Raw genomic sequence first — 20,217 nt, 5'->3', positions numbered from 1 at the left:
TCATTTCTCAGGTCTGATAAGATTAGATAGGTCATCTCTCACTTTTATAGCTGATTTTTTGGTGCTTTCTTGGTAACGGCCAACATCACTACCGAATAGCCACTGATTATTTTCCCTTTCACGAGCCTGCAACTGCTCTTTGACTCCTGAGCCAATATGTTCAGGAGCCATTGAGGTATCAAGGTAGTTTCCTTCTTGAGCGTAAAGCGTCTTCCCTCTGAGCAGGGTGTTCACTGATTGGTCATATTCTTTTAGCTCTGGTTGATAAAGACGGTTCATTTCACCAATCAGGCTTAACGCTGTAGCAGTGTGCTCTGGGTGATCCGCAGCATGAGTCAAATGATTAAAGGCGTGAAAGCCTAGCGTTGCCCCATTCTCTCCCCAGCCACGGCTGACTTCTGCTATAGCCTGTCCTAATCGATGGCTGCGGTCTTCGGGCCTGGCACTGCGCTTATGAATTGGATCACGATCTTTAACCAATGAGGAAAATATTACGGCTTGTTTGTCAGTAAGACCATATTCGATAGCTTTGTCATAGGCTTCGTCTGGCATCATATTCAAACCTTTACCCTCGCTGGATGGGTGTCTTCCGAAACTGGATTGAGTCAACAGCTCTGTAATCTGAGATTTGCTTTGATTTGAGTCCTGATATTTACCCGACAATGATTGACTGCCTCTCTGATATGCACCAGATAAAGATTCTGCTTTGTCAGACTGTAATTTCGCTGTGGAGATACGGTGCTCAGCATTCGATGGGTTGATTAAATTTGGAGTAGTCAGTTTTCCAGTTACATTGTCTGATACATTTGGTAATCCTGTCTCTTTCAGAGGCTGGTTGGTCAGAGGTGTCGGTGACAATTTGTCAGGGTCGGTCAAACCAGCTTGTCCCAATGCCTTGCCCAACCGTTCAAGATTTTGTTGGTCAGGAGTATTGAGGTGGCTACAAACCAGAGCAGCTGCCAGTGTTTCTTTCGAATTCGCAAACTGCCCCTGAAAGCGTTGGAAGTTATGATTAACGGATTGAACAAAGCCGGAATCATAGGGAGCATTTTGCAGAGTAGACATTGCATCATCGGATGATGCCAGTTTATTTGCCCAGACTCCCGGATCAGTACTCAAACCCTGACCTAACTGGTGCTGTAGCTGACTGGCTTCTTCATAGCTTTTCTCTGAACTGAGAGCTTCTTGTGCTGACTTCTGATATTGCTGCCTGTCACTGACTCCCAGCTCTTTCATCCAGCTTTCAGAATGACTGTTACTGGCATCCATTGTCATGGCTTTGTTGATTCGTGAATCCCAACTTTTAGAAAAGCTCTCCCTACTCACATGTGCTAATGCCTTCCCGAAATGAGATTGTTGCATGTTAGAATCGGAGCCTTTTTCAGAATGGGCATAATCAGCCCTTAAACCCGTTAACTTGCCAATAACACTGTTTCCAAGCCCACCGCCAGCTTCTAATACTTTACCAACAGCCACATCCCTGGCTTGCTGTGAACTCAAGCCAAAATCCTTTTTTATATCCCTCGCCATATCATTAACAACCTGAGCCACCTGCCCATCACTGGAAGACAAACTATCACTAAACTGCTTCAGTTCTTTAGCATCAAAACTTTCCCCGTACCGCTGATGAAAGGCATGAGTTGTCGCCTGACTGAACGCCATGCCCGCACTTTTTCTGGCAGCATCTTTGGACTGAACAAGACTGGATAGTTGACTACTGACAGATAATGCCGGAACCACCTGATCAATTTGCCCGCGTGTCGCTCCCTGTTGTGGTGCAAGATTCCATCCACTCTGTTGGGTGATGGCTGAACCCGGCATCAGGATATCCGGTGCAGGAATCTTCTCGTTGACGAAATCCCCACTTTGCATTCTTCCGGCAAGGTGCGTGGCAGTGATCGCACTGCCATACAGCAGCATCAATACCAGAGCCGGAGTCGAGGCTGCCATCATGCCACCGACGCCTAACCAGTATTCCAGTATTGGTCCTGCCTCCATAATGCCGCTAAAGCTGGTGATGGGTGCAGACATATTCGCCATGGCACCCCTGGCGACCATAGAAATATAAAGATTGTTGATGGCGAGAACCGGCATCCAAAGTTGAATCCATAGCAGTAGCATCAGGTATTTAAACGCCAGCCGGACACCGAATAACCCCACACAGACCAGCAGCCCCATCAGTGGCGTTACGGCAAATACAAACCCTTCGATGTAGGCCATCATTGCCCGCATACTGCTCAGGAACAAGTGTTGTTCGCCTGCCCACTGAGAGTTTCTTTGCAACAGGGCTTGCTGGGTCATAACAGCGGCTTGGGGTTGCTGCATTTGCTGGAGCCGTTCAACCGTGGCGTCGTGATAAATAGGCAGTAACGCAGAGGCCATCAAAAAGTTGCGGGAAGATTCAGCCTTTTCGCTTAACGCTCTCAGGGAGTCACCCAGTGAAATACCTTCCTGATTGCCCATTTTTGACTGTAACTGCTGGTCAAAAAAGAGCTGAGTCTGTTGCCTCAGCCACAGAAATGCCAGGTTGCAGGTAACGTTTTCACCCTGTGATTGTGGGGTTTTAAAAATCAATGTACCAAAGACGTCCGATGGATATTCCAGCCCGGACAAGATATTCGGATTATCAAACACATCCTCAATGGTTTTACGATTCTGGTCGAGCCCGATCAGGGTGCATTCCTTGATGTAGTTCAGCCACGACCGGGCAAGATGGCGGTGAGTATGAAACCGCTCCATGGCAAAACTCCGGGCTTCCATCATACGAACCAGGCTGGACATATAACCGTTACGAGTCAGTCGTGTGGCATCAGTCGTATGAAAGGTTTGCTCAAAGGTTTCGGTCAGCTTCCAGGTCAGCGATGACAGCATGGAAGCCGTCAGGGCAATGCCAAATGGCACATCATCCACCTTACGGTTGGTGTCGGTATAGACATCGTAGATATCGACGTCGATACCTTTGTATGTCTTGCCCCCGGTGGGCAAACCAAACAGTGCTGAATAAATCAGCAGGCTCAACAACAGATGCTGAAACGCCGGAAACTTGCCTGCTATTAACCCCTGTAAAGCCAGGTAGAATGCGCCGATGGTGAAGCCAATTTTAATGGTGGTAACAAACTCAGGGTCGGAGACCATCATCACAAGGCCGGTCAGAATGTTGTAGAGAAAATTAGCATCTCCGATGCTGTAAACTGTCTCTATCATGGGCTCAGGGAGTGTGTGCCGGTACGGTACTTATGATATTTTTTCGCTTCATACTGGCTGTTCTGATACCGCCCCTGTTGTGCCACCGCCAGCATATGACGGTAATCCTGAATCAATTCACCCCAGCGACCATAGCGTTGCCCGAGTCGGTGTAACTCCTGCTGGAGCTGTTGCCGTGAACTTCTCAAGGTGGTTTGCAGCTGTTCAGAAAACGGATGCTGATCGCCCTCCATATTCACCAGCGCCTGGACTACCTGATGCAAGTCCTCAATAAATTGATGCACGATGTAGAAGGCAATATGGGGTGCAGCCTGAGCAATAAACTGTTTGGCCAGTTGTACGTCAGCCGTAGTCAGGTTACGAATCATGCCTCCAGTTCCGACAGGCAGGCTTTGCAGGATCGAGAGTGGTCGTACTGAACCGGGGGTTCGGGATAAAGCACTGTCGGCATTTTGATCCCAATGATCAGCCACAGCATTCAACAACCGGATTAATTGCTCTGACAATCCGCTAATTTGCTGACCATCCTGTAGTGACAAGGATAAACACGAGTCCCGGTCTCGACAGCGATACAGCCTTGCTTTCTGGCTACCATAAATCAGGTCTTCCACCTTCAGGTGATTACCGACATAGGGAAATAGGGTAGGGCTACCTTCGGCATTTATGGAGACAACAACGGTTCCGGTCAGACTCATGACGGCCTCCTGAAAATCCGGGGTGCTGATCACCGAGGATTTTTTCAAAGCATTCCAAACCAGATTCCCAATCATCTGCTGCTTGCTCTGTTCACTGGCTGACTGGCTCCAGGCTTTCACCGGATCACGGTTTGCCAGTCCTGTACCCGTAAATGCCTGAAAGGTGTCGGCTACATTGGAACGACTGATATTCAAGGAAGCATCCGTCTGGAACTTCTTCATAGCCGCCGGCATAGGCAGGCTGTTAACGATCCCTTGCCCCATACGACAGGAGTTTGAGAACAGGCTGTTCAGGTGCATGATTTTCTCCTGCAAGGCTTCAATGTGCTGATAGGCTTTTTCATTCATGGCACTGATCGCCAGCCCGAGCAGATAACCGGAAGCATTCCCGGCAATATCCCGGATCAGTTTGTTGAACTGTTCGCTATTGATAAACGAGAACGAACCAGCGTACAGGTCAATCCCTCCACAGCCGGCACTGAAATCCGGCGGTACAAAGCCGGTAAGATGAGTTTCATTGATGGATGTGCGGGCATGGAATGATCCGCCAGTAATAACGCCTCGTCGCTGGCTCTGATAAGCTGCCGGAGAGCTGGAAGACGACAGAGTGTTCAACATCTTGTTCAGTTCCTGCTGAAGAGAGCTGGCAGCAGAGCCGCAGGAAAAACAAAGCAACAGCCATAAAAACAGAAATCGGTTCATATCAGACCAGAGGTAATGCTTCCTGGCTATCCGATGCTTCTGAAGACAAAGCTTCAGCCTGAGCCATGACCTGATGACGTACAGAGCGGTATTTTTTATTGCATTCAAACAAAACTTTGGACACCTTCTGCATCCAGGCCAGAATATTCTGTTGATGTTCCTGACGGGTGATCTCTTTTAGCAGCCACTGCTTATCAAATACCTGAACAATCTGGTCAAAGTGGTTCAACAGTTGCTGACAGCAGAGTAGTTGTGGCGTCGAGCATTCAACCGAGATATTTTTCGGATTGGAATATTTCAGGCTGACATTGTCATAAGGCAGCTTTTTTTGCTCCTGTTCATCAAGACACACCAGCAAGTCATCATCAAGGTCATCAAAGGCTTCAGAGATTTCATTAATGGTCTGGGTGAGGGATGCGTCCAGCTCCGGTTTATCCCTGAACACCACTTCCAGCATATAAAACATGCCGCCAAGATTATGGGTCAGCCAGTTTTTCATACTCTGTGCCTGCCGGGTTTGCAGTTCAAGTTCAAATTCAATGACGGGTCGGGAGGAAGTCATTTGAAAGCTCCTGCACCTCGGGCAGCTTCCCATCGTTCCAAGATGTACTTTCGGGCACGCTACCGCCCATTGCCGACCATAGGCATATTAGGCGAACACAGTCCTGTAGCGTGGGTTGAGAAAAAATAGAAGTAGCCTCAGCTGAATTTCTCAGCGGATTCGAAGGTTAAAAAGCAAAAAGAGAAAAAGCATCCAGAAGAATCTGGTGCCAGAAAATAAAATATTTACACGACAATCGATAAGTACTGTACAGAAGCACAATTACCAGTAAAAACAGGCAGAACCCTTGCCATGCAATAGGTGTAAAGATATTCGCCATGTTGCACCCTACTTGTGTGAACATACCGAAGTCATGAACTCAGCTATATTTAGCTGGGTTTTGGCTTCAACGGCAATTTTGATGAACAGATGTCCAAACTGAACAGGTTAACCGGCTCCACCCAGTTAACTGTGCTTACAACAAACTTCCTGTAGATAGCATTCAGAGTTTTTTAGCACAGCGACTAAACAGAAGCACGGCGAGCAGTACTAGAACTGTCGTCTACATCTGTGATGACTTGGAGCCTGACCGAGAATAGCGCCCGTAGCGAGGACGGTAGAAAACCGAATTTTCAGACCAATTTGCTGCCGCCGCAGTAGGGCAGCTATTCTCGGTCAGGCTCCCAGGGTGAGGGTTATGAAATATCAGCAAGCAGGTTCTCAGGAATCAGAGTCTTTGTTGCCTCTGAAAAAAGATTTTATGCCTGCAAAAGTTGCGGACAGATCAGCAAAGCAGTGGTGCTGGTTTGATTATGCAAGCCTTTGGTCGGGCATAGTGATATGCGTATCGGGCTACAGCATAGGAGCTTTGCTGGTTATAAAATACGGGCTCACGATTCAGCAATCTCTGGTTCTGCTTGTCTTGTGTGGTTTTGCTGCATTCGTACTGAGTCTTATGACAGCAGCACCAGGTTATGAGCACAGGGCCAACACGGTGTCATTTTTGTATCAGGCATTCGGCAGAAAAGGAGTGTTACTACCTGTCATAGTACGAATGATGGTGTGCTGTGGTTGGTTTGGGGTTCACTGCCTCTTTGGTGGAATGGCAATACACCTCATCCTGTCAACGATTTCACCGCTATGGATGGACCTTGGTGGTGCTGGTGAAGTTGCGGGCTATTTTATCTTTCTCCTCCTGAATGTTTTTGTTTTCAGGCATGGTTTCAGATCCCTGATTAAGCTTCAGTGCTTCTGTGCTCCCCTACTGCTTATTGTTGGCGTTCTGTTAATGGTATGGGCAAATCATTTAGTGGATTTCAGTGCACTTGGTGCTAATCAGGCTGATTCTGCCTCAGCTGAAAATATGCTACAGGCTGCGGTTATTGTATGTGGTAGCTGGTTCAGTTTTACTTTCTTCATGTCAGACTTCAGCCGATTCAGCAGAAGTAAAGCAGATTATGTTGTAGGCCAATTTATAGGTTTTTATTTAAGTAAACTACTGTTTGGTGCTTTCGGAGTTTTGCTCGGTGCTGCATCTGTTGAGATGACTGGCTTATATCGGTTTGACATAGTTTCTTTGATTAATGAAATTGAAGTGCCGATAGTAAAACTATTGGGATTAATGATAGTCCTCTTAGCAACTTTAACTACAACAGTAGCCGCCTGCCTTGCTACATCTTCTGTAGATTTAGAAAGTCTGGTTCCACGTATAGAAAGACATCGCGCAATTACCATTGTCTCTTTTTTAGCAACTGCGGTCGCACTGCCTGAGCTTTTGTACAAAATGGAATTTATTGCTTATGGAGGATTGATTTCATTATTTACCGATTTCTTAAAAGTTTATTCAAGCATTATTAATGGGATGATTGTTATTTTTCTTCTGAATTATTATGTGAAAAATAGACAGGGTTATAAGCCCTGTGAAGCAAAGCAAGACTACCACTGGAAAGAATGTATATTAAGCATTCTTCTGGTAGTTATTACGTTGTTTGCATTCATCTCAACCAAGTACAGCCTTATTTGTTTTTACTCTGGATTTCTAAATGTTTTTGTAGTGTTGCTGGGATATCTGTTGTTCGACCTTATGAGTAATAAAAAAACGTTCTTGAGTGCTGGATAAGAGGTTTATGAATAAATTAAAAGAAAATATTGCTATCGAATATTCCGCTGGTTTGCTGAAGGTGCTGGCCTGTGCAGGGGAACCCCTTCCCATACAGGTTAGCTTTTCATTTTCTTTTTCATTTCATGAGAGAGGTTTGAAAGTTTTTTTATGGCCGGTCAATCATACTATCAATATGCAACCTTCCATAAATATCAAGTTCAAAGGGGAGTATGGCAACACCTATGACTGTGAAATGATAATAAAGGTTGATGATGCTGGGTACACTGAATTTAAATTATATCCTAAAGGTGTTAGTGCTGTTAAATACACGTATATAATTGATACTGGAAGTAAAGTTGATTTTTCAGGAGATGTGGAAGCCATGGAAACTATGTATCATTATCTTTACATATCTAAGAATGCATTGAAGCTATACAGCAGGTTTCTCGATAAGGAAACAATATTTGATGGGTTAAACAGTTTGGAGATAAAAGAACTTAGGAGGCTTACGAAAATGCTGCATTGTTCCATTCAGGAAAAAAATATCTCAGAGACGAAAAAAATACTATCTCTGTTGTCAAAGTGGGATTTTAAATTATCATGTATTTGATTTGTAATCCTGTTTGAAGTTAATAAGTTTTTCCAAATTAATTTCTCGACGGAAGTCTTTTATAAGTCTTCCCTCGTCATTGAAAATAGCATCGTTTATCCATAGCTGCTCAGGTCTTGCGATGTACATTCTTCTGGTTGTTTTAAAAGGTTTCGAGTTGCTCATCAACTTTAACTTGTCCGGGGTGAGGGTTTTTTTCATACACTCTTTAGAAAATGCCAGCTCATGGTCATCTGTGATTTCTCTTGCCGAAGCACGAATGTAGAGACCTTTACCCTTATATAAAGCATCAGAGGAGTCAAAGATAACAATGAAGACCTGGTCATTACTTTTAATGTTTACTGAATGTACAGATTCTTTTGTGGACGCCCAGTATAAATTGATATGGTCATCTATTGCTACATGAATGGGAGTGTTCCATGGGGCACAGTCCACTCCTGTTGTAGCTATTGAAGCGTAAGGGACTGAGTCGATTATATTCAAAATGATTTTGTAATCCTCTATATAATCATGCATAACTCTTTTCCTGTAAGGTCTTTAGGTAAATAAAGATACCACTGATTTTGTATAGCCAATTCCTTGAGTTGTTCTTTGCTGCTAACACCCATTTTGAATTTTAATGTGTCAATTTGAGCATATATTGTTCTGATGCTCTTGCAGCGAATATAGGCAATTTGTTTCTCATTAAAACCAATAAGGTATAGAAATAAGCTGGTAAACATTGCATCACCAATGCCTTCGGGTGAGCCAATGGTCATAACCATATCTGTCAGTTTGATTTCAAAGGCTGACTGAATTTCTTTCTGTTTTTTTATAAAAATATTGGGTAATAATTTTGCATGCCCATTAAGCCCAGCCACTAAATCACTTTTTATGATCGGTGAGATCGTACAAATACTCGCACGGTAACCTTTATGATATTTGCAGTAATGAACCCCAAAAGTAGAGACAGCCTCTTTTGATACGATTGTTCGATTGTCCTGAACTTCAAACCGATCAGAACAGCTTTCAAATATTTTGTTTGGTATTGACGAGTAATGCCTGCTGACAGCATCAAACTTCTTTGCATTGAGATCATACCAGTTATACCAGGCAGGGTTTACATAACAGAATTGATGGTCGAGATTAAGAATTGCAAACATATCACCAGAGTGATCCATTCTCTTCCGGTCAGTGGCGTCAATATCCATGTTCGATTCCTCATCGTAAATTCAACGGGGTGCAAGGGCATATGAAACAAGGCTACGGGTCTTGCAAAAGGTAAGCGCGAATAGTTGGACAGTGGTTCTAGTACAAAATTCAGGTAGCTAAATAATGCCTGTGCTAAACATTTACTTGAGGAAGAGCAGACAAGTGGGTGGAGCCACTTGTCTGCGATCAAGCTGATTTCGACTCATCGTTGCCGTCTAAAGCCATTTTTCAGCTCACGCTAAATATAGCTGAAATCTGGCTCTGACATAAATTTCGGAGTGTACATCATGCTGTATTTTAGAACGTTCTGCTCAGTTAGCCAGCTTTTCAATACGAAAGCTGTCGTTTGAACTGAGCCTTATTTTTTCATCTCAGATTTAGCATTTCTACATCAGGTTACTATCAGGGTAATCTGATCTTAATAGATTTCTGTGCGCTCCATGCACACAGTATTCCCATTATCCGACGTCTTTGGTCAGCATAAACACTTCCTCACCACTCCACGAAATAGTAAACCGGCGACTGACCCTACAGGCTACCTTCAGGAAAAACAGCTCAACCTGGAATTATTGCGTCAGCTCATCGGACTACGGGTCACCAAAGACCGCTGGTATGGCGACTGTATTGAATACCCCCTGACCAATACCCAAGGGCAGTTATGTGGCTATGAACGAATTTACGCCAGAGGAGTACTTCACAAGCGATGCCCAGATCGCTTTAGCGAAAAGGACAACAAGAAAGTCACCCGTGATACCAGGACCGCGACGTGTTTTGCTCCGGTCGGTATAGCAGTTGATGAGCTGTCTCAATACAGCGGTACACTTCGCATAGTAGGAGGCATGGCGGATGCCGTCAGTGTATTTCTGGCCACCAACGAACCGGTGATCAGTATTGTTGGCGAAAATAATGCGCCCGCTATTGTGACCCTGCTAACAAAGCAGTGGCCCCATCTGAAGAATCAGATGGTGGTGGCTCTGGATCACGACCTGCCAGGAATTTTTGCTTGCCAGCGTACCGGCCTCCAATGGATTGTACCGGTACAGTACGGTGATGACTGGAGTGATGTACGACAGCAACATGGGATAGAAGCTGTCAAACAGCAACTCAGTCAGCCATTGCGACAGCACATCAGACCTGTAGAGCCGGAGAAGGTTCTGATTCAGCCTCACTGCATCGAGGCCATTCGTTACCAGAACTACCAGCGGGCGATCGGCACATTAAAAAATGTAAGCGACACAGACCCTGCACAGGCCGCAGGTGTCGCACTCAAGTTGATTCAACGGTTCCATAAACAGGTGCCTGCCAAGCTGTCTGAACAACAGTTCATGGAAACAATAGCCATGACCTGCCGATTTTGTCTTCATCCTGACACGCTAAAGGCTTTGGCCCATAAGCTCTATGGCTTCAGGCAGCAGGATTTGGATGTTGTTCGGCAAAGCGACAGCTTCTCTGCAAAACTCATCAAGGCTTTAGGAAAACACTATCACCCGATCTCTGGCACGATCAGTCCCCGAACTATTGATCTAAGCCCTGAACAGCTGATCTTTATAAAGGCTGGACATGGGACCGGGAAAACTAAAACATCGAGAGCTTTGGTACAGGCTCTGAGCCAGAAGAGTCCAGCCCGAATTCTATCCATCAATGCCAACCGTGCGCTGACACAAGAAATCGCTGAGAGTTTTGGGCTGGATCATTACCAGAATGTTCACCCTGACGATGCCGCAATGGTGAACAGAATGGCTACCACCATCCATAGCCTGATCAAACCACAGGTGACCCCGGTTTACCGGGATCCGGAAGGTAAAATCAAAAAAATGGATGTATTGATTCTGGATGAGATCACCCAGATTCTGGCAGCATTTGCCAGTGGCCAGATAAGGCAGCCTGACAGCGTATTGTATGCATTGTTGGATTTGATCGAGAAAACTATAGAAGGCGGTGGTTTAGTTCTGTGCATGGATGCGGATTTGTCTTCAGCAGACATACGACAGTTCAGAGAGTGGTATCCGCATTTAACCGATCGAATGGAGGTTTACGAGAAACCCTTTGAAGAAAGGGGAATCAGGGTCCGATTCGGCACTGGCATCAAAGCCAGAAATGCCGTGATCTCAGACATGCTGGACAGGGTAGGGCTTGGTGAGGTGATTACCGTTGCAGCCGACAGCAAAAATCTGGTGAATGACATAAAAGCTCAGATAGAGCAACGCTTCCCGGATAAAGCCTGTTTAGCTATTCATGCTGACAACAGTAGTCGTCCTGAAGAAAAAGCTTTCCTGCAAAATCCCAATGAGGAAGCGAAGAAGTATTCGGTGATTTTGTATTCTCCCGCGATCGTTGGCGGTTTGTCCGTCACCAGCGTAAAACCGAACCACTGCTATGTATTCAGTTACAACAAACTGGATGCCCCAGCGGTGATGCAGCAGATGTTCCGCTTCCGCAAAACCACAGATTTTACCGTAGTCGCTGATTTAATGCCGCCTACAAAAGACTGCGAGGATTTCATACAGCGTATTCACTGCCTTGAACACATGGAGCAATTTGATCATCCGGGTTCCGGCTATGCCGGAGATTACGTGGGATTTGTTGAGAGAATCAGAGCAGACAAGGCTCGACTGTTGAGCCTGGGAGCCAATGCCCTGTGGGATTATCTGGAGCAAAGGAAACTAACGGTAACGCCACTGTCAGACAGTCTTTGCCTCAACAGCGATTACAGCAATACGGCAGATGACTTAAAAGCTATACGACAGCAACACAGAGATGAACTGCCGAAAAAGCTGGTTCAGGCAAAATGCTTAACTGAAATAGAATTTCAGCAATTAAACGCTTTGCCGTTCAAAACGGAAGCTGAACAAATCAGCTGTCAGCGTTACCGGATATGTGGAGGGCTTGGGATTACCCCGTCAGAGCTGACGGAAGCGGATTGCAACTTCTGGCTGGATACAGGGCTGAACAGCCTGAATTACTTTTCCGCTGCCAGAGGCTTTGACGTAATAGAAGATGATCCTGATAACCCCCTCTGCCATCGAAAGTTCCAGTCAATGCTGCAAAAATACCTGCATTACCTGCTGGAACCTTTGTATCAGGCTGACTATGTATTTCTGGATTCCTGGAGCCGGAAGGAAGCCAACGAAGTCGTTGATCGCATTATGGCAATGGACGAGAAAGACCAGTGGGCATTGCAACGTTTGAAACTGATACCCGGTTCCATGATTGCCGGACGTGGTTGCGACCAGAAAATCATACGACCCAAAAATCCTACTGATTATGTAAACAATTATCTGCTGTCAAAACGGTTGGGAATTCAGCACCAGAGCTATCAGGTGCGGGATGGCAAGAACCGGGAATGGCGATATTCGGTTTGCTGTCGGTCTTTGCAACAGATGGAGCGTTATTCGGCGCAAAGAGCGAGAGCTAATGGGCTTAAACAGGTGTCACGGGTCAAGGGGGAATTAGTAAAGACGGAGGCTTTTGGGCGAGCAGCGGGAGGGTTTAGTGATTGGTACTTGAGGCGTTGGCAGGGTAGGGGTGGGCAAAAGGCAGGCAGAATTGGCTTTGATGGTGAAGATGCTTTATCGGGCTTATGTTTGGGAACTCGAAATAGTTGTTCGGTTGATTCGTCGCCTTTGGGGTCGTTGGGTTGGGCTCTCCCTATGCGACACGGTTGATGAGCTGGAGTAGCTTCTGCCCTAGGCAGTGAAAGTATCTAAAGAATAGATCGTTCAGCCTGGGCTGGCTATGGCGGTGGTTTTCTTGGCGCATACGGTAAACGGATTTACAGCAAACGTCTCGCCATTGTGGAGCTGCCCTTCGGCCATATGCAGGAGATGGGACTCACCCGGTACACGGGGCGCTCCAAAGTCAATGCCCTGTAGCAATTGATGTGCGATTTATAAAATCATAATCGCCGTGTACTGCAACTGGATGAGTGGATATGTCGGCGGATCCGATGCTGTTTTATCAAACAGTGGCGTAAACCGAAAACCGGTTATAGAAATCTGATTAAGCCAGGTGTTGATCATATCAAAGTCGCTTCGATAGCGGCCAGTAGCAAAGGGTATTACCGGTTGGTCAAAACGTTTGCAGTGCAGTAGGTATTGAACGACAGTTTACTTACAAACCTTGGGCTTGTTTCTCTGAAAGACTTATGGATCAGGTTTCACCATCCTTGGTGACTAGCGTAGTGTGGACCCGTATGCTATGTAGGGGCTGGAGGTTAGAATCCTCCAGCTACCCGATTTATGGCTAGGCTTCCAAGTGTATAAAGTTCAAATTTTCAATAATGTCTAGCAGTAATCTTGGGTTTGATAGCCCTTTTTCTCTGAGCATTATTAAAAACCAGACTTGATCGTCATTCCTATCTGGAGAAATTACATACTGCCTTAATGCATGTGGGTACTCATCATTGTCTACATCAGACATTAAGTCAAATCGCTGCAATATTGCCGCATGCGACATAACTTCCTCATCACGTATTCTGAGTCGCGTTCTAATTTCTCTTGGATCAAATTCAAGATAATATTCACCAGATGAGCTTAGTATGCAGTGTGCGAGAAGGCTCCTGGTTTGCCTTGGAACTCTTGCAATAATCTTAATTAGATCGTTGACTGTGTTAATAATTTCATCACTACTAACACCGAATTCATGTGTTGGTAAAACATTAACGTTTTTTAATGAAACCGGTTCATATATAAAGGTGCTATCAATAAAACTTTCGGCATCACTCGATGTTAAACCATTTCCTGAATACGCCTTGCTTTCATGCAATCTTTTAATTTCTTGCATTTTTCTAACAGGGTATTTTTGCACATTATCTGTAACTTCATGGTGTGTTGGGCACATCAAAACCAAGTTAGATATATGTCTTCTTTCTTCATTTGTTTGATTTGGATTAAATCTTTCTCCACCACTTTTTGCCGCTTCGATGTGGCAGATTTCTCCAATGAAGTGACCAAATTGATTAAGCAATATTTGTTCACAACTAGGAAATGCACATTTATTACCTGAAAGTAAAAATAATTCCCTTTTTGTTTCAGGTAAGGGTTCAAGTCTTCTTACTTTTTCCATAATTACTCCTTATTTTTTGTGAGAGCCATAACGCCTGCGTTTGGGACGCCGCGACAAGCAGCCTCCCAGTTAGCTTGCTGGCGACAGCACGAACTTCTTAGGCGTTTGATTTAGACAAACAGGTTGATCTTTCTTTTAGCAAATGAAACTTTAACTTGATTGAACCAATCTTTTATTACTTTGGTCGTTTCTACATTGCTTCGACACGGCTTTAGAGTACCTCTCGGTTGCGGTAAATATTTATCTTCTATAGCCCAGTCAAGAACTCTAATAGGTCTTCTATTTTCAATCCAGCCAGTTTCAGACCCATCGTCTTTTACCTCGTACCAACCACCAATAACCTGAACGAGAGCAATTAACTTTGCACCATTTTTTATAGCGACAATATCATTTACTTTAATATTGTTCCGGAAGGAAGCGATTATATGTTCACCTGCTTCCCAATTTCCCAAGCCAATTATTTTTTGGTGTTCAAGTATTGAGAATACGTGATCTTCACCATATAATTTGTCGTCTGGATGCATTTGCATGTGCCAATAATTTACTTCTTTCATAACCTTCTCGTTTACCTCGATATTTATATTTTTTTGCGCCTAATCGGCATAGTGGCTATTCCGGTGCATTCGGCCACTCAGTCCAGTAACATCCGGCTACCCCCCTTTCGGAGCGCAGCGACGCATCGGAATGGAGTTTAGGACTTATGTTCGGACTTTGCCAGTTTTCCCTCTTTCTTACGGAGTGACTCACCCTTCAGGGGAGCCCTGTGAGCGCTGTGAATCAGCCTATCCAGAATGGCATCCACAAGGGTCGGATCACCGATCAGTTCATGCCAGTGCTCGACCGGCATTTGGCTGGTGATCATGGTGTTCTTGAGGTTATGGCTGTCTTCTACAATTTCCAGTAGATCCCGACGCTGACCTTCCGTAAGAGGAGACAGACCCCAGTCGTCTAACAAGAGCAGGTCAGTCTTGGCCAGCGCTGTCATCAGTTTCGGATAACGTCCATCAGCAAGAGCCAGGTTCAAGTCCTGTAGCAACTTGGGTAGCCTTACATACCGGACAGTGTAACCATCACGGCAGGCTTTTTGTGCAAGGGCACAGGCCAGCCAGGTTTTACCCACGCCAGTAGGTCCGGTAATAACGACTAAAAGGACGCCCTTACATTTGACAAACAAACCAGCCTGCCCACTTTTTTCCTGTCGCTGATTTTCAGTTCCGTCAGGAGAGATTATGACTCGTGCGCGAAGTTCTCTGATGGATCCAAGTTCCACCCCTTATTATCACTGTATAGCTTGATGCGTACGCAGAGCGTATTTGTGTAGAGAGTATCATTTAACGCGCAAAAACTACGAGCACCGTCGGCAGTGGGTTGTAGACAAGCTCAGGGAACTGGTTTCAATCTTTTCTATAGAAGTCTGCGCCTATGCTGTCATGTTGAATCACTATTATGTGGTTTTGCATATCAATCAGATGCCTGCCAGAGAGTGGACACGAGATGAAATTTGGATCGATGGACAAGGCTTTTTACAGGGCCGCTTCTGGTTCAGAGGTATCTTGCTGCTGACCAACTGAGTCATTCGGAACTGGCTCGTGTGGATGAATTTGTTGAAGAGTATCGAAATCGTCTAACGAGTATCAGCTGGTTTAACCAATCATGAAGCCCATTAAAAGCACGCTATCAGCGACAAGCCGGTGGCAGGGTGGTCATGGGTTCACGGAATACTTACGGTTCTTATATTACCCGTATTTATGTGTCCGGAGAACTATAACCACTCCACTGAAGCTTATAACGATACTACCGTTCAGAGATTGTCTTCTACTTCATCAGCCAACTTTTGATCCCACTGGAAGTCAATAGAAATTTTTCCATCCCGGTGGAGTGTGTATCTTGCTCTGTTCCAACGGTTACTACCCCCTTCGGTGGTGATTTTGTGCAATTGGTGAAAGTCGACAATAATCCTGCGATCAAAGTTACGAAATTTAAAAGGAGTAAATACGCCCTCGCCCTTATCGTATCCACCTTCCAGGCTTAATGCATCATCACCAGTTCTTTCTGCCGTAATGTGTGCTGTATTCCAGTCTTCTGTGACGTTAGCAGTAATGTTGTCCGCAATGCTTTGGTACAAATCGTCGATTGTCATATTTAAGCCCTTACCCCATTTTCAAAGGATGAAAAATGCTCTTTCCCATCAACTTCATAGAAGACATCAAAAGATGATGGTCGTTTGCTTCCCTCTTCATAAATGGGACGAATTTCCACAGAAACCTGCTTTGGTGGCTCTTCAGCCAACGCAGCAGCCCACTTGTTCTCCATTCTTTTCCACTCACCACGGTTGAGATTAGATTCCATGGGTAACAGGTTGATTTGCTCACCTGGCCCATTAAATATGGAAGCAATCATGTGGCCGCCATCATCACCCTCACGTCCATCCTTGATACCACCGGCTTCAGCGGATTTAATTTGTTGATAGGTGTTCCGATCCTGAGTACTCAGCTCCAGCTGACCGGTCACTTTTGATACCCGCCCCTCACTTTCTGTCTGATAATCATAACCTCCTACCTGATAAGTATGATCGGGCCGCAAAGGCGGTTCATTCAATGCTTGATTCCAGTTGCCTTTTTCACCAGGTGAGAGCCTGGTAACACTACTATTAACCTCCTTCCCATCTTTTACGACGCTTTCAAATGTTGCATCGACGGTGCCCTTACCCTCTGACAGGCTTTCAGATATAGGCCTGTCGAACGCTTTAAGCTCGTCCGGAGTAAGTTCTATTTTCTCAAAAGAGTTAAAAACCGGTGCCTTTTGCTCAGCCGAGAACTCCTTCAGCCTCTGCATATCGTTCATAAAACAACACTCTTTCTAACGTGGTTATTCCAACCTGCATAGAGCTGAACGTAATCTTCACCTCGTTTGCTTATGTGTTTCATAAGAGCCTGCTCTGTCGTCAAAGCAATCTCTGCAGACAATTCACCAAGCTCTTGTCGCAGCAATTGTTGCATACCTTTGTGCAGCTGCTCCAAGTTAGCGGATGTAGTGACGACCCGATCAATACTTGTGTTGCAGTCCAAAATCGTAGCGACAAGGTCAGAGAGTTTGTGGAAGTTACTGTCCTCGTGTATCGGTATGTTCTTCGAGCATTCACTCTCGCTCAAATACCTTGCCAGATTCAGCTTCAGCTGTGTCGGCATACTGCTTTTCACTAAACCATTTTTCAGAGTCTCCACATCAATCGCTGTACCCTCACGACATCGTGGTGAAACGAGCCAGCTTACGACATCCCTGCGAAACTGCTTTTCATGCCAGAGGTCGGGATCATCGGATTGATAATGATAGCTCTGCTCTTTTCCCAGAAAACGATTGACCTTACACAGCACCGGTTCCAGCCAGTCGTTTTGGTAAACTGCAGCGACACCACGAGGCAGTCGGGCCAGTTCATCCAGCTGGTCATCAGACAGTGCGGCCGATCTGCCTGCCAGCTGACGGTCGGACTCATCAGGCAAACGCATAATGACTTTGGTGTTGGTATTACGTATAGCCGATAGGTGAACCGCCGAAGGCGACTGGTCAGCAATGATAAATCCTTCACCATAAGTGCGCATTTCAGCAATGGCATTGGAAATCATCTCTACCGACTTTTCAGCAATATTACTTCCCTCGCCGCCTGAGCTGGTTGAACTTTGAAGAATATTATGGGCTTCTTCAAGCACTGTGACATGCTTTAATGGCTGATTCATCTCTGCCTGTTCCGCACGATACTCACTGAGCTTAACAATCAGTAGCCCCATGATTAATGATTTGGTTTCCTGAGAACCAACCCGGCTCAAGTCCACAATCACGTTGTGGTCGAACAGAACTTCGTTGCTTAGTTCATCTGAAGAGAAAATTTGCCCATTCAAGCCATTAGCCAGTGATTTAACCCTGGTTAGCAATGCGCCTGCGTAATTGCTCTTCAACTCCTGAGAGTAGGAGGAGCTATCAATCACTCGCTCCAGTTGTAGAAGTAAGTCAGCAAAAGTCGGGAATATAAAGCTCTCTGTTTGAGTTTCAGATGTAATCAGATCCCACCCGCACTGCTCATAGCTTTGCAATATGGCATCTTTCAAAATGGCTGGCATCGCAGCATACATGGGCCAGCAGACGTTAAATATTTCGATCAGACGATCAACATGTTCCAGTACATGCGTATCCGGAGGAAATGAAAACGGGTTGATCTTCAGCAGTTCAGTATGTTTATGGTTAGTACCCAACACCCTCACATCCACATGGTGCCCAAAGACGTGCTTGTATTCACCCTTGGCGGGTTCAATCACCATAAATGGAATATTGTGCTGATTCAGCTTGCTCAATAACTGATAGACAGTGTTGCTCTTGCCAGAACCTGTAGCGCCGGTGACAAAAGTGTGGCCTGTGAGATGGTCAATATCCAGCTCAATTTTCTGTGGCAGGTCACTCCACAAGTGTCTAATATGGCCCAGATTAAGGATGCGCTCTGAGCCTGACGTTTTGATACTATCAACCCGCTGAACCGTTCGACCAAAAGCAGCAGCTTCCTGCACAACTACAGTGGAAGTGGAACGCCTTGGCAGGCTGAGCTGCAAGGCCATCTCTTTCCCCGATACCAGGGTGGCCGGTGTCAGGTACTGAATATGTGCATTGCCCTTAAAAGCCGGACTTAATCGAGGATGCATCAGCTGTGCCAACCATGGCGTAATAGACTTAGCCTGCTGATGACTCCATGTTGTCATGGCAAAATCTTCACTATTGGAGTGACTACCCCGGGTTAACCCAAGAAACAGACTGGCAAGGGACTCCGAAGCTGCTGCGTTATCGCTGATAAAGTATGCCGCCGTATGCCAACCCCCATAGGATTTGGCTTCATTGATCCGGTTCAGGTGATGATCAATTTTATCCAGCATGCCCTGCACAGTCTTATCGGTGACTTCATAACTCAGCTGCTGCGTGCTGCCAACAGTCTGACCGATTGAGTGGCTATCCGTTCTGCTGCGAGTATCTGTTGCTGTGGTGGTACGTGAGTGTGCGGTTGATGCGGACGTGGATGACGCATAGCTATCACTGGATGAAGATGAATCTGACGTTCCGGTGGTATGGGTTTTAGCAAACATACTACCGAGCTGCCCTCCCACTACAGCCCCCAGAGGCCCGCCTGCTATCGTACCGCCAGCCACTGCTGCACCTCCCAGCAATAGCCCCAGTTTATCCGGTGAACTCGTACTATCACTGGTAGTATGGGTATGGCTGGTTGATTTGGTATTGGTCTCACTGGAGCCCTTAGTCTCTGTCAGGCCCAAGCTTTCTCCCAGTGACTGACTCAATCCAAGACTGATGCTCTCGTTAATACTCTGGCTATCCTGAAGACCATAGGAAAGCTGTCGCTTAACAATGCTCGATAACTGGGTTGCCACTTGTTCATAGCCGGTGCGTACGGTGTTCAGTGCAGGCATTGAAATGGGTTCGGCAAGAATTAGCCCTTGATAGGCTCTGCCTTCCGCAGCATCAATAAACCGTTCAAGCCCCTGCATAAAGTGCTCCTGATCTTCAGTGGAGAGGGAGGGAACACTACTTACCGCTGTAACTGTGCCGGATGACTCATTAGGCTCACCATTAAGGCCGTTGAGTAATATATTGACGGCATCAGCGTCCATCGGCTCAAGATGGCTACCGGGAAAGTGACCCTTAAACGCTTCCTGAAGCAAATCACCGGCATTTTTACCCAGCATTTGACCAGGCTCACCCCGTGTGCCTATGTATACCAGGGTGTCTTGCTGGTCAGATTTAAGGTATAAAAACACTGCATAACCGGCAGCACCGAGTGCCGTATAAGTCGCGGTGATGCTTTCCAGTACTGACTGTTTGTTCTCTTGTACCAGTCGCTCTACGCGAAAAATTCGCACATCACCAGCACGATTTAATTGGGTGGTGGTTGAGCTGCCAGTGGGGATAACATCATAGTGTTTCATCTCAGCCAGATAGCTTTTGTTCACCAGATCCCGGGTGTTTTCCAGTGCCTGCTGTGTGCGTCGCTGAAACGCGAGCTGCGTCTTTTCCTGAATGGAAAGTGATCCAACGCCTTGAATAGGGTGATTCATAG

The 20,217-nt window shown here is 45.8% G+C and carries 13 protein-coding genes and 1 pseudogene; 3 read left to right on the top strand and 11 right to left on the bottom strand.

Translation table 11 applies throughout. The annotated features are described in order from the left end of the window. From K7B67_RS09815 to K7B67_RS09805, 3 genes are read right to left on the bottom strand one after another with little or no spacing between them, the layout of a single operon-like run. Positions 1 to 3,204, bottom strand: a complete 3,204-nt coding sequence (locus tag K7B67_RS09815; RefSeq protein ID WP_252180156.1) for a conjugal transfer protein TraG N-terminal domain-containing protein — start codon at positions 3,202 to 3,204, stop codon at positions 1 to 3. After that, positions 3,201 to 4,601 (bottom strand): conjugal transfer protein TraH, encoded by a 1,401-nt coding sequence (locus K7B67_RS09810; RefSeq protein ID WP_252180155.1) that lies wholly within the window; start codon positions 4,599 to 4,601, stop codon positions 3,201 to 3,203. Before K7B67_RS09810 ends, K7B67_RS09815 begins: the two co-directional genes overlap by 4 nt. Before the next feature lies 1 nt (position 4,602). Then, positions 4,603 to 5,163: a hypothetical protein gene (locus K7B67_RS09805; RefSeq protein ID WP_252180154.1), complete on the bottom strand. Its 561-nt coding sequence runs from the start codon at positions 5,161 to 5,163 to the stop codon at positions 4,603 to 4,605. 676 nt (positions 5,164 to 5,839) lie between these two features. Here K7B67_RS09805 and K7B67_RS09800 point away from each other — a divergent pair. Continuing rightward, complete coding sequence (locus tag K7B67_RS09800; protein WP_252180153.1) at positions 5,840 to 7,261, top strand: cytosine permease; 1,422 nt, start codon at positions 5,840 to 5,842, stop codon at positions 7,259 to 7,261. A 7-nt stretch (positions 7,262 to 7,268) separates the two neighbouring features. Continuing rightward, positions 7,269 to 7,853 (top strand): hypothetical protein, encoded by a 585-nt coding sequence (locus K7B67_RS09795; protein WP_252180152.1) that lies wholly within the window; start codon positions 7,269 to 7,271, stop codon positions 7,851 to 7,853. On the opposite strand, the gene K7B67_RS09790 is transcribed toward K7B67_RS09795, so the two are convergent. Further along, a complete protein-coding gene (locus K7B67_RS09790; RefSeq protein WP_252180151.1) occupies positions 7,842 to 8,369 on the bottom strand; it encodes a pyridoxamine 5'-phosphate oxidase family protein in 528 nt (175 codons plus the stop codon). The two genes, K7B67_RS09795 and K7B67_RS09790, sit on opposite strands and share 12 nt — an antisense overlap. After that, positions 8,354 to 9,043 carry a hypothetical protein gene (locus K7B67_RS09785; RefSeq protein WP_252180150.1) on the bottom strand — a complete coding sequence of 230 codons (690 nt, stop codon included), beginning with the start codon at positions 9,041 to 9,043 and terminating at the stop codon, positions 8,354 to 8,356. The genes K7B67_RS09790 and K7B67_RS09785 overlap by 16 nt, the downstream gene beginning before the upstream one ends. A 441-nt stretch (positions 9,044 to 9,484) precedes the next feature. Between K7B67_RS09785 and K7B67_RS09780 the strand changes: the two genes are divergently transcribed. Further along, complete coding sequence (locus tag K7B67_RS09780) at positions 9,485 to 12,709, top strand: AAA family ATPase (protein WP_252180149.1); 3,225 nt, start codon at positions 9,485 to 9,487, stop codon at positions 12,707 to 12,709. A gap of 577 nt (positions 12,710 to 13,286) precedes the next feature. Here the strand turns inward: K7B67_RS09780 and K7B67_RS09775 are convergent. The 6 genes and pseudogenes from K7B67_RS09775 to K7B67_RS09750 all read right to left on the bottom strand — a co-directional run bounded on the left by K7B67_RS09775 (position 13,287) and on the right by K7B67_RS09750 (position 20,215). After that, entirely contained in the window at positions 13,287 to 14,108 is an 822-nt protein-coding gene (locus K7B67_RS09775) for a hypothetical protein (protein WP_252180148.1), read from the bottom strand. 110 nt (positions 14,109 to 14,218) lie between these two features. Continuing rightward, complete coding sequence (locus K7B67_RS09770; RefSeq protein ID WP_252180147.1) at positions 14,219 to 14,662, bottom strand: hypothetical protein; 444 nt, start codon at positions 14,660 to 14,662, stop codon at positions 14,219 to 14,221. 137 nt (positions 14,663 to 14,799) lie between these two features. Continuing rightward, positions 14,800 to 15,252: pseudogene (locus K7B67_RS09765) on the bottom strand (ATP-binding protein); the annotation flags it as partial. A 657-nt stretch (positions 15,253 to 15,909) separates the two neighbouring features. Continuing rightward, positions 15,910 to 16,248: a hypothetical protein gene (locus tag K7B67_RS09760; RefSeq protein ID WP_252180146.1), complete on the bottom strand. Its 339-nt coding sequence runs from the start codon at positions 16,246 to 16,248 to the stop codon at positions 15,910 to 15,912. Positions 16,249 to 16,250: 2 nt separating this feature from the next. Next, positions 16,251 to 16,952 carry a DNA/RNA non-specific endonuclease gene (locus K7B67_RS09755; protein ID WP_252180145.1) on the bottom strand — a complete coding sequence of 234 codons (702 nt, stop codon included), beginning with the start codon at positions 16,950 to 16,952 and terminating at the stop codon, positions 16,251 to 16,253. After that, a complete protein-coding gene (locus K7B67_RS09750) occupies positions 16,949 to 20,215 on the bottom strand; it encodes an ATP-binding protein (RefSeq protein WP_252180144.1) in 3,267 nt (1,088 codons plus the stop codon). The genes K7B67_RS09755 and K7B67_RS09750 overlap by 4 nt, the downstream gene beginning before the upstream one ends. Positions 20,216 to 20,217 lie beyond the last annotated feature (2 nt).

It is taken from the genome of Endozoicomonas sp. 4G (assembly GCF_023822025.1).
Taxonomy (GTDB): Bacteria; Pseudomonadota; Gammaproteobacteria; order Pseudomonadales; family Endozoicomonadaceae; genus Endozoicomonas_A.
The sequence above is the reverse complement of the archived record's forward strand: the minus strand, read 5'-3'. Positions and strand labels throughout refer to the sequence as shown.

Coding starts and splice junctions, on each gene's coding strand:
- K7B67_RS09815 (WP_252180156.1), bottom strand. CDS start 3,204: ATGATAGAGACAGTTTACAGCATCGGAGATGCTAATTTTCTCTACAAC.
- K7B67_RS09810 (WP_252180155.1), bottom strand. CDS start 4,601: ATGAACCGATTTCTGTTTTTATGGCTGTTGCTTTGTTTTTCCTGCGGC.
- K7B67_RS09805 (WP_252180154.1), bottom strand. CDS start 5,163: ATGACTTCCTCCCGACCCGTCATTGAATTTGAACTTGAACTGCAAACC.
- K7B67_RS09800 (WP_252180153.1), top strand. CDS start 5,840: ATGAAATATCAGCAAGCAGGTTCTCAGGAATCAGAGTCTTTGTTGCCT.
- K7B67_RS09795 (WP_252180152.1), top strand. CDS start 7,269: ATGAATAAATTAAAAGAAAATATTGCTATCGAATATTCCGCTGGTTTG.
- K7B67_RS09790 (WP_252180151.1), bottom strand. CDS start 8,369: ATGCATGATTATATAGAGGATTACAAAATCATTTTGAATATAATCGAC.
- K7B67_RS09785 (WP_252180150.1), bottom strand. CDS start 9,043: ATGGATATTGACGCCACTGACCGGAAGAGAATGGATCACTCTGGTGAT.
- K7B67_RS09780 (WP_252180149.1), top strand. CDS start 9,485: ATGCACACAGTATTCCCATTATCCGACGTCTTTGGTCAGCATAAACAC.
- K7B67_RS09775 (WP_252180148.1), bottom strand. CDS start 14,108: ATGGAAAAAGTAAGAAGACTTGAACCCTTACCTGAAACAAAAAGGGAA.
- K7B67_RS09770 (WP_252180147.1), bottom strand. CDS start 14,662: ATGAAAGAAGTAAATTATTGGCACATGCAAATGCATCCAGACGACAAA.
- K7B67_RS09760 (WP_252180146.1), bottom strand. CDS start 16,248: ATGACAATCGACGATTTGTACCAAAGCATTGCGGACAACATTACTGCT.
- K7B67_RS09755 (WP_252180145.1), bottom strand. CDS start 16,952: ATGAACGATATGCAGAGGCTGAAGGAGTTCTCGGCTGAGCAAAAGGCA.
- K7B67_RS09750 (WP_252180144.1), bottom strand. CDS start 20,215: ATGAATCACCCTATTCAAGGCGTTGGATCACTTTCCATTCAGGAAAAG.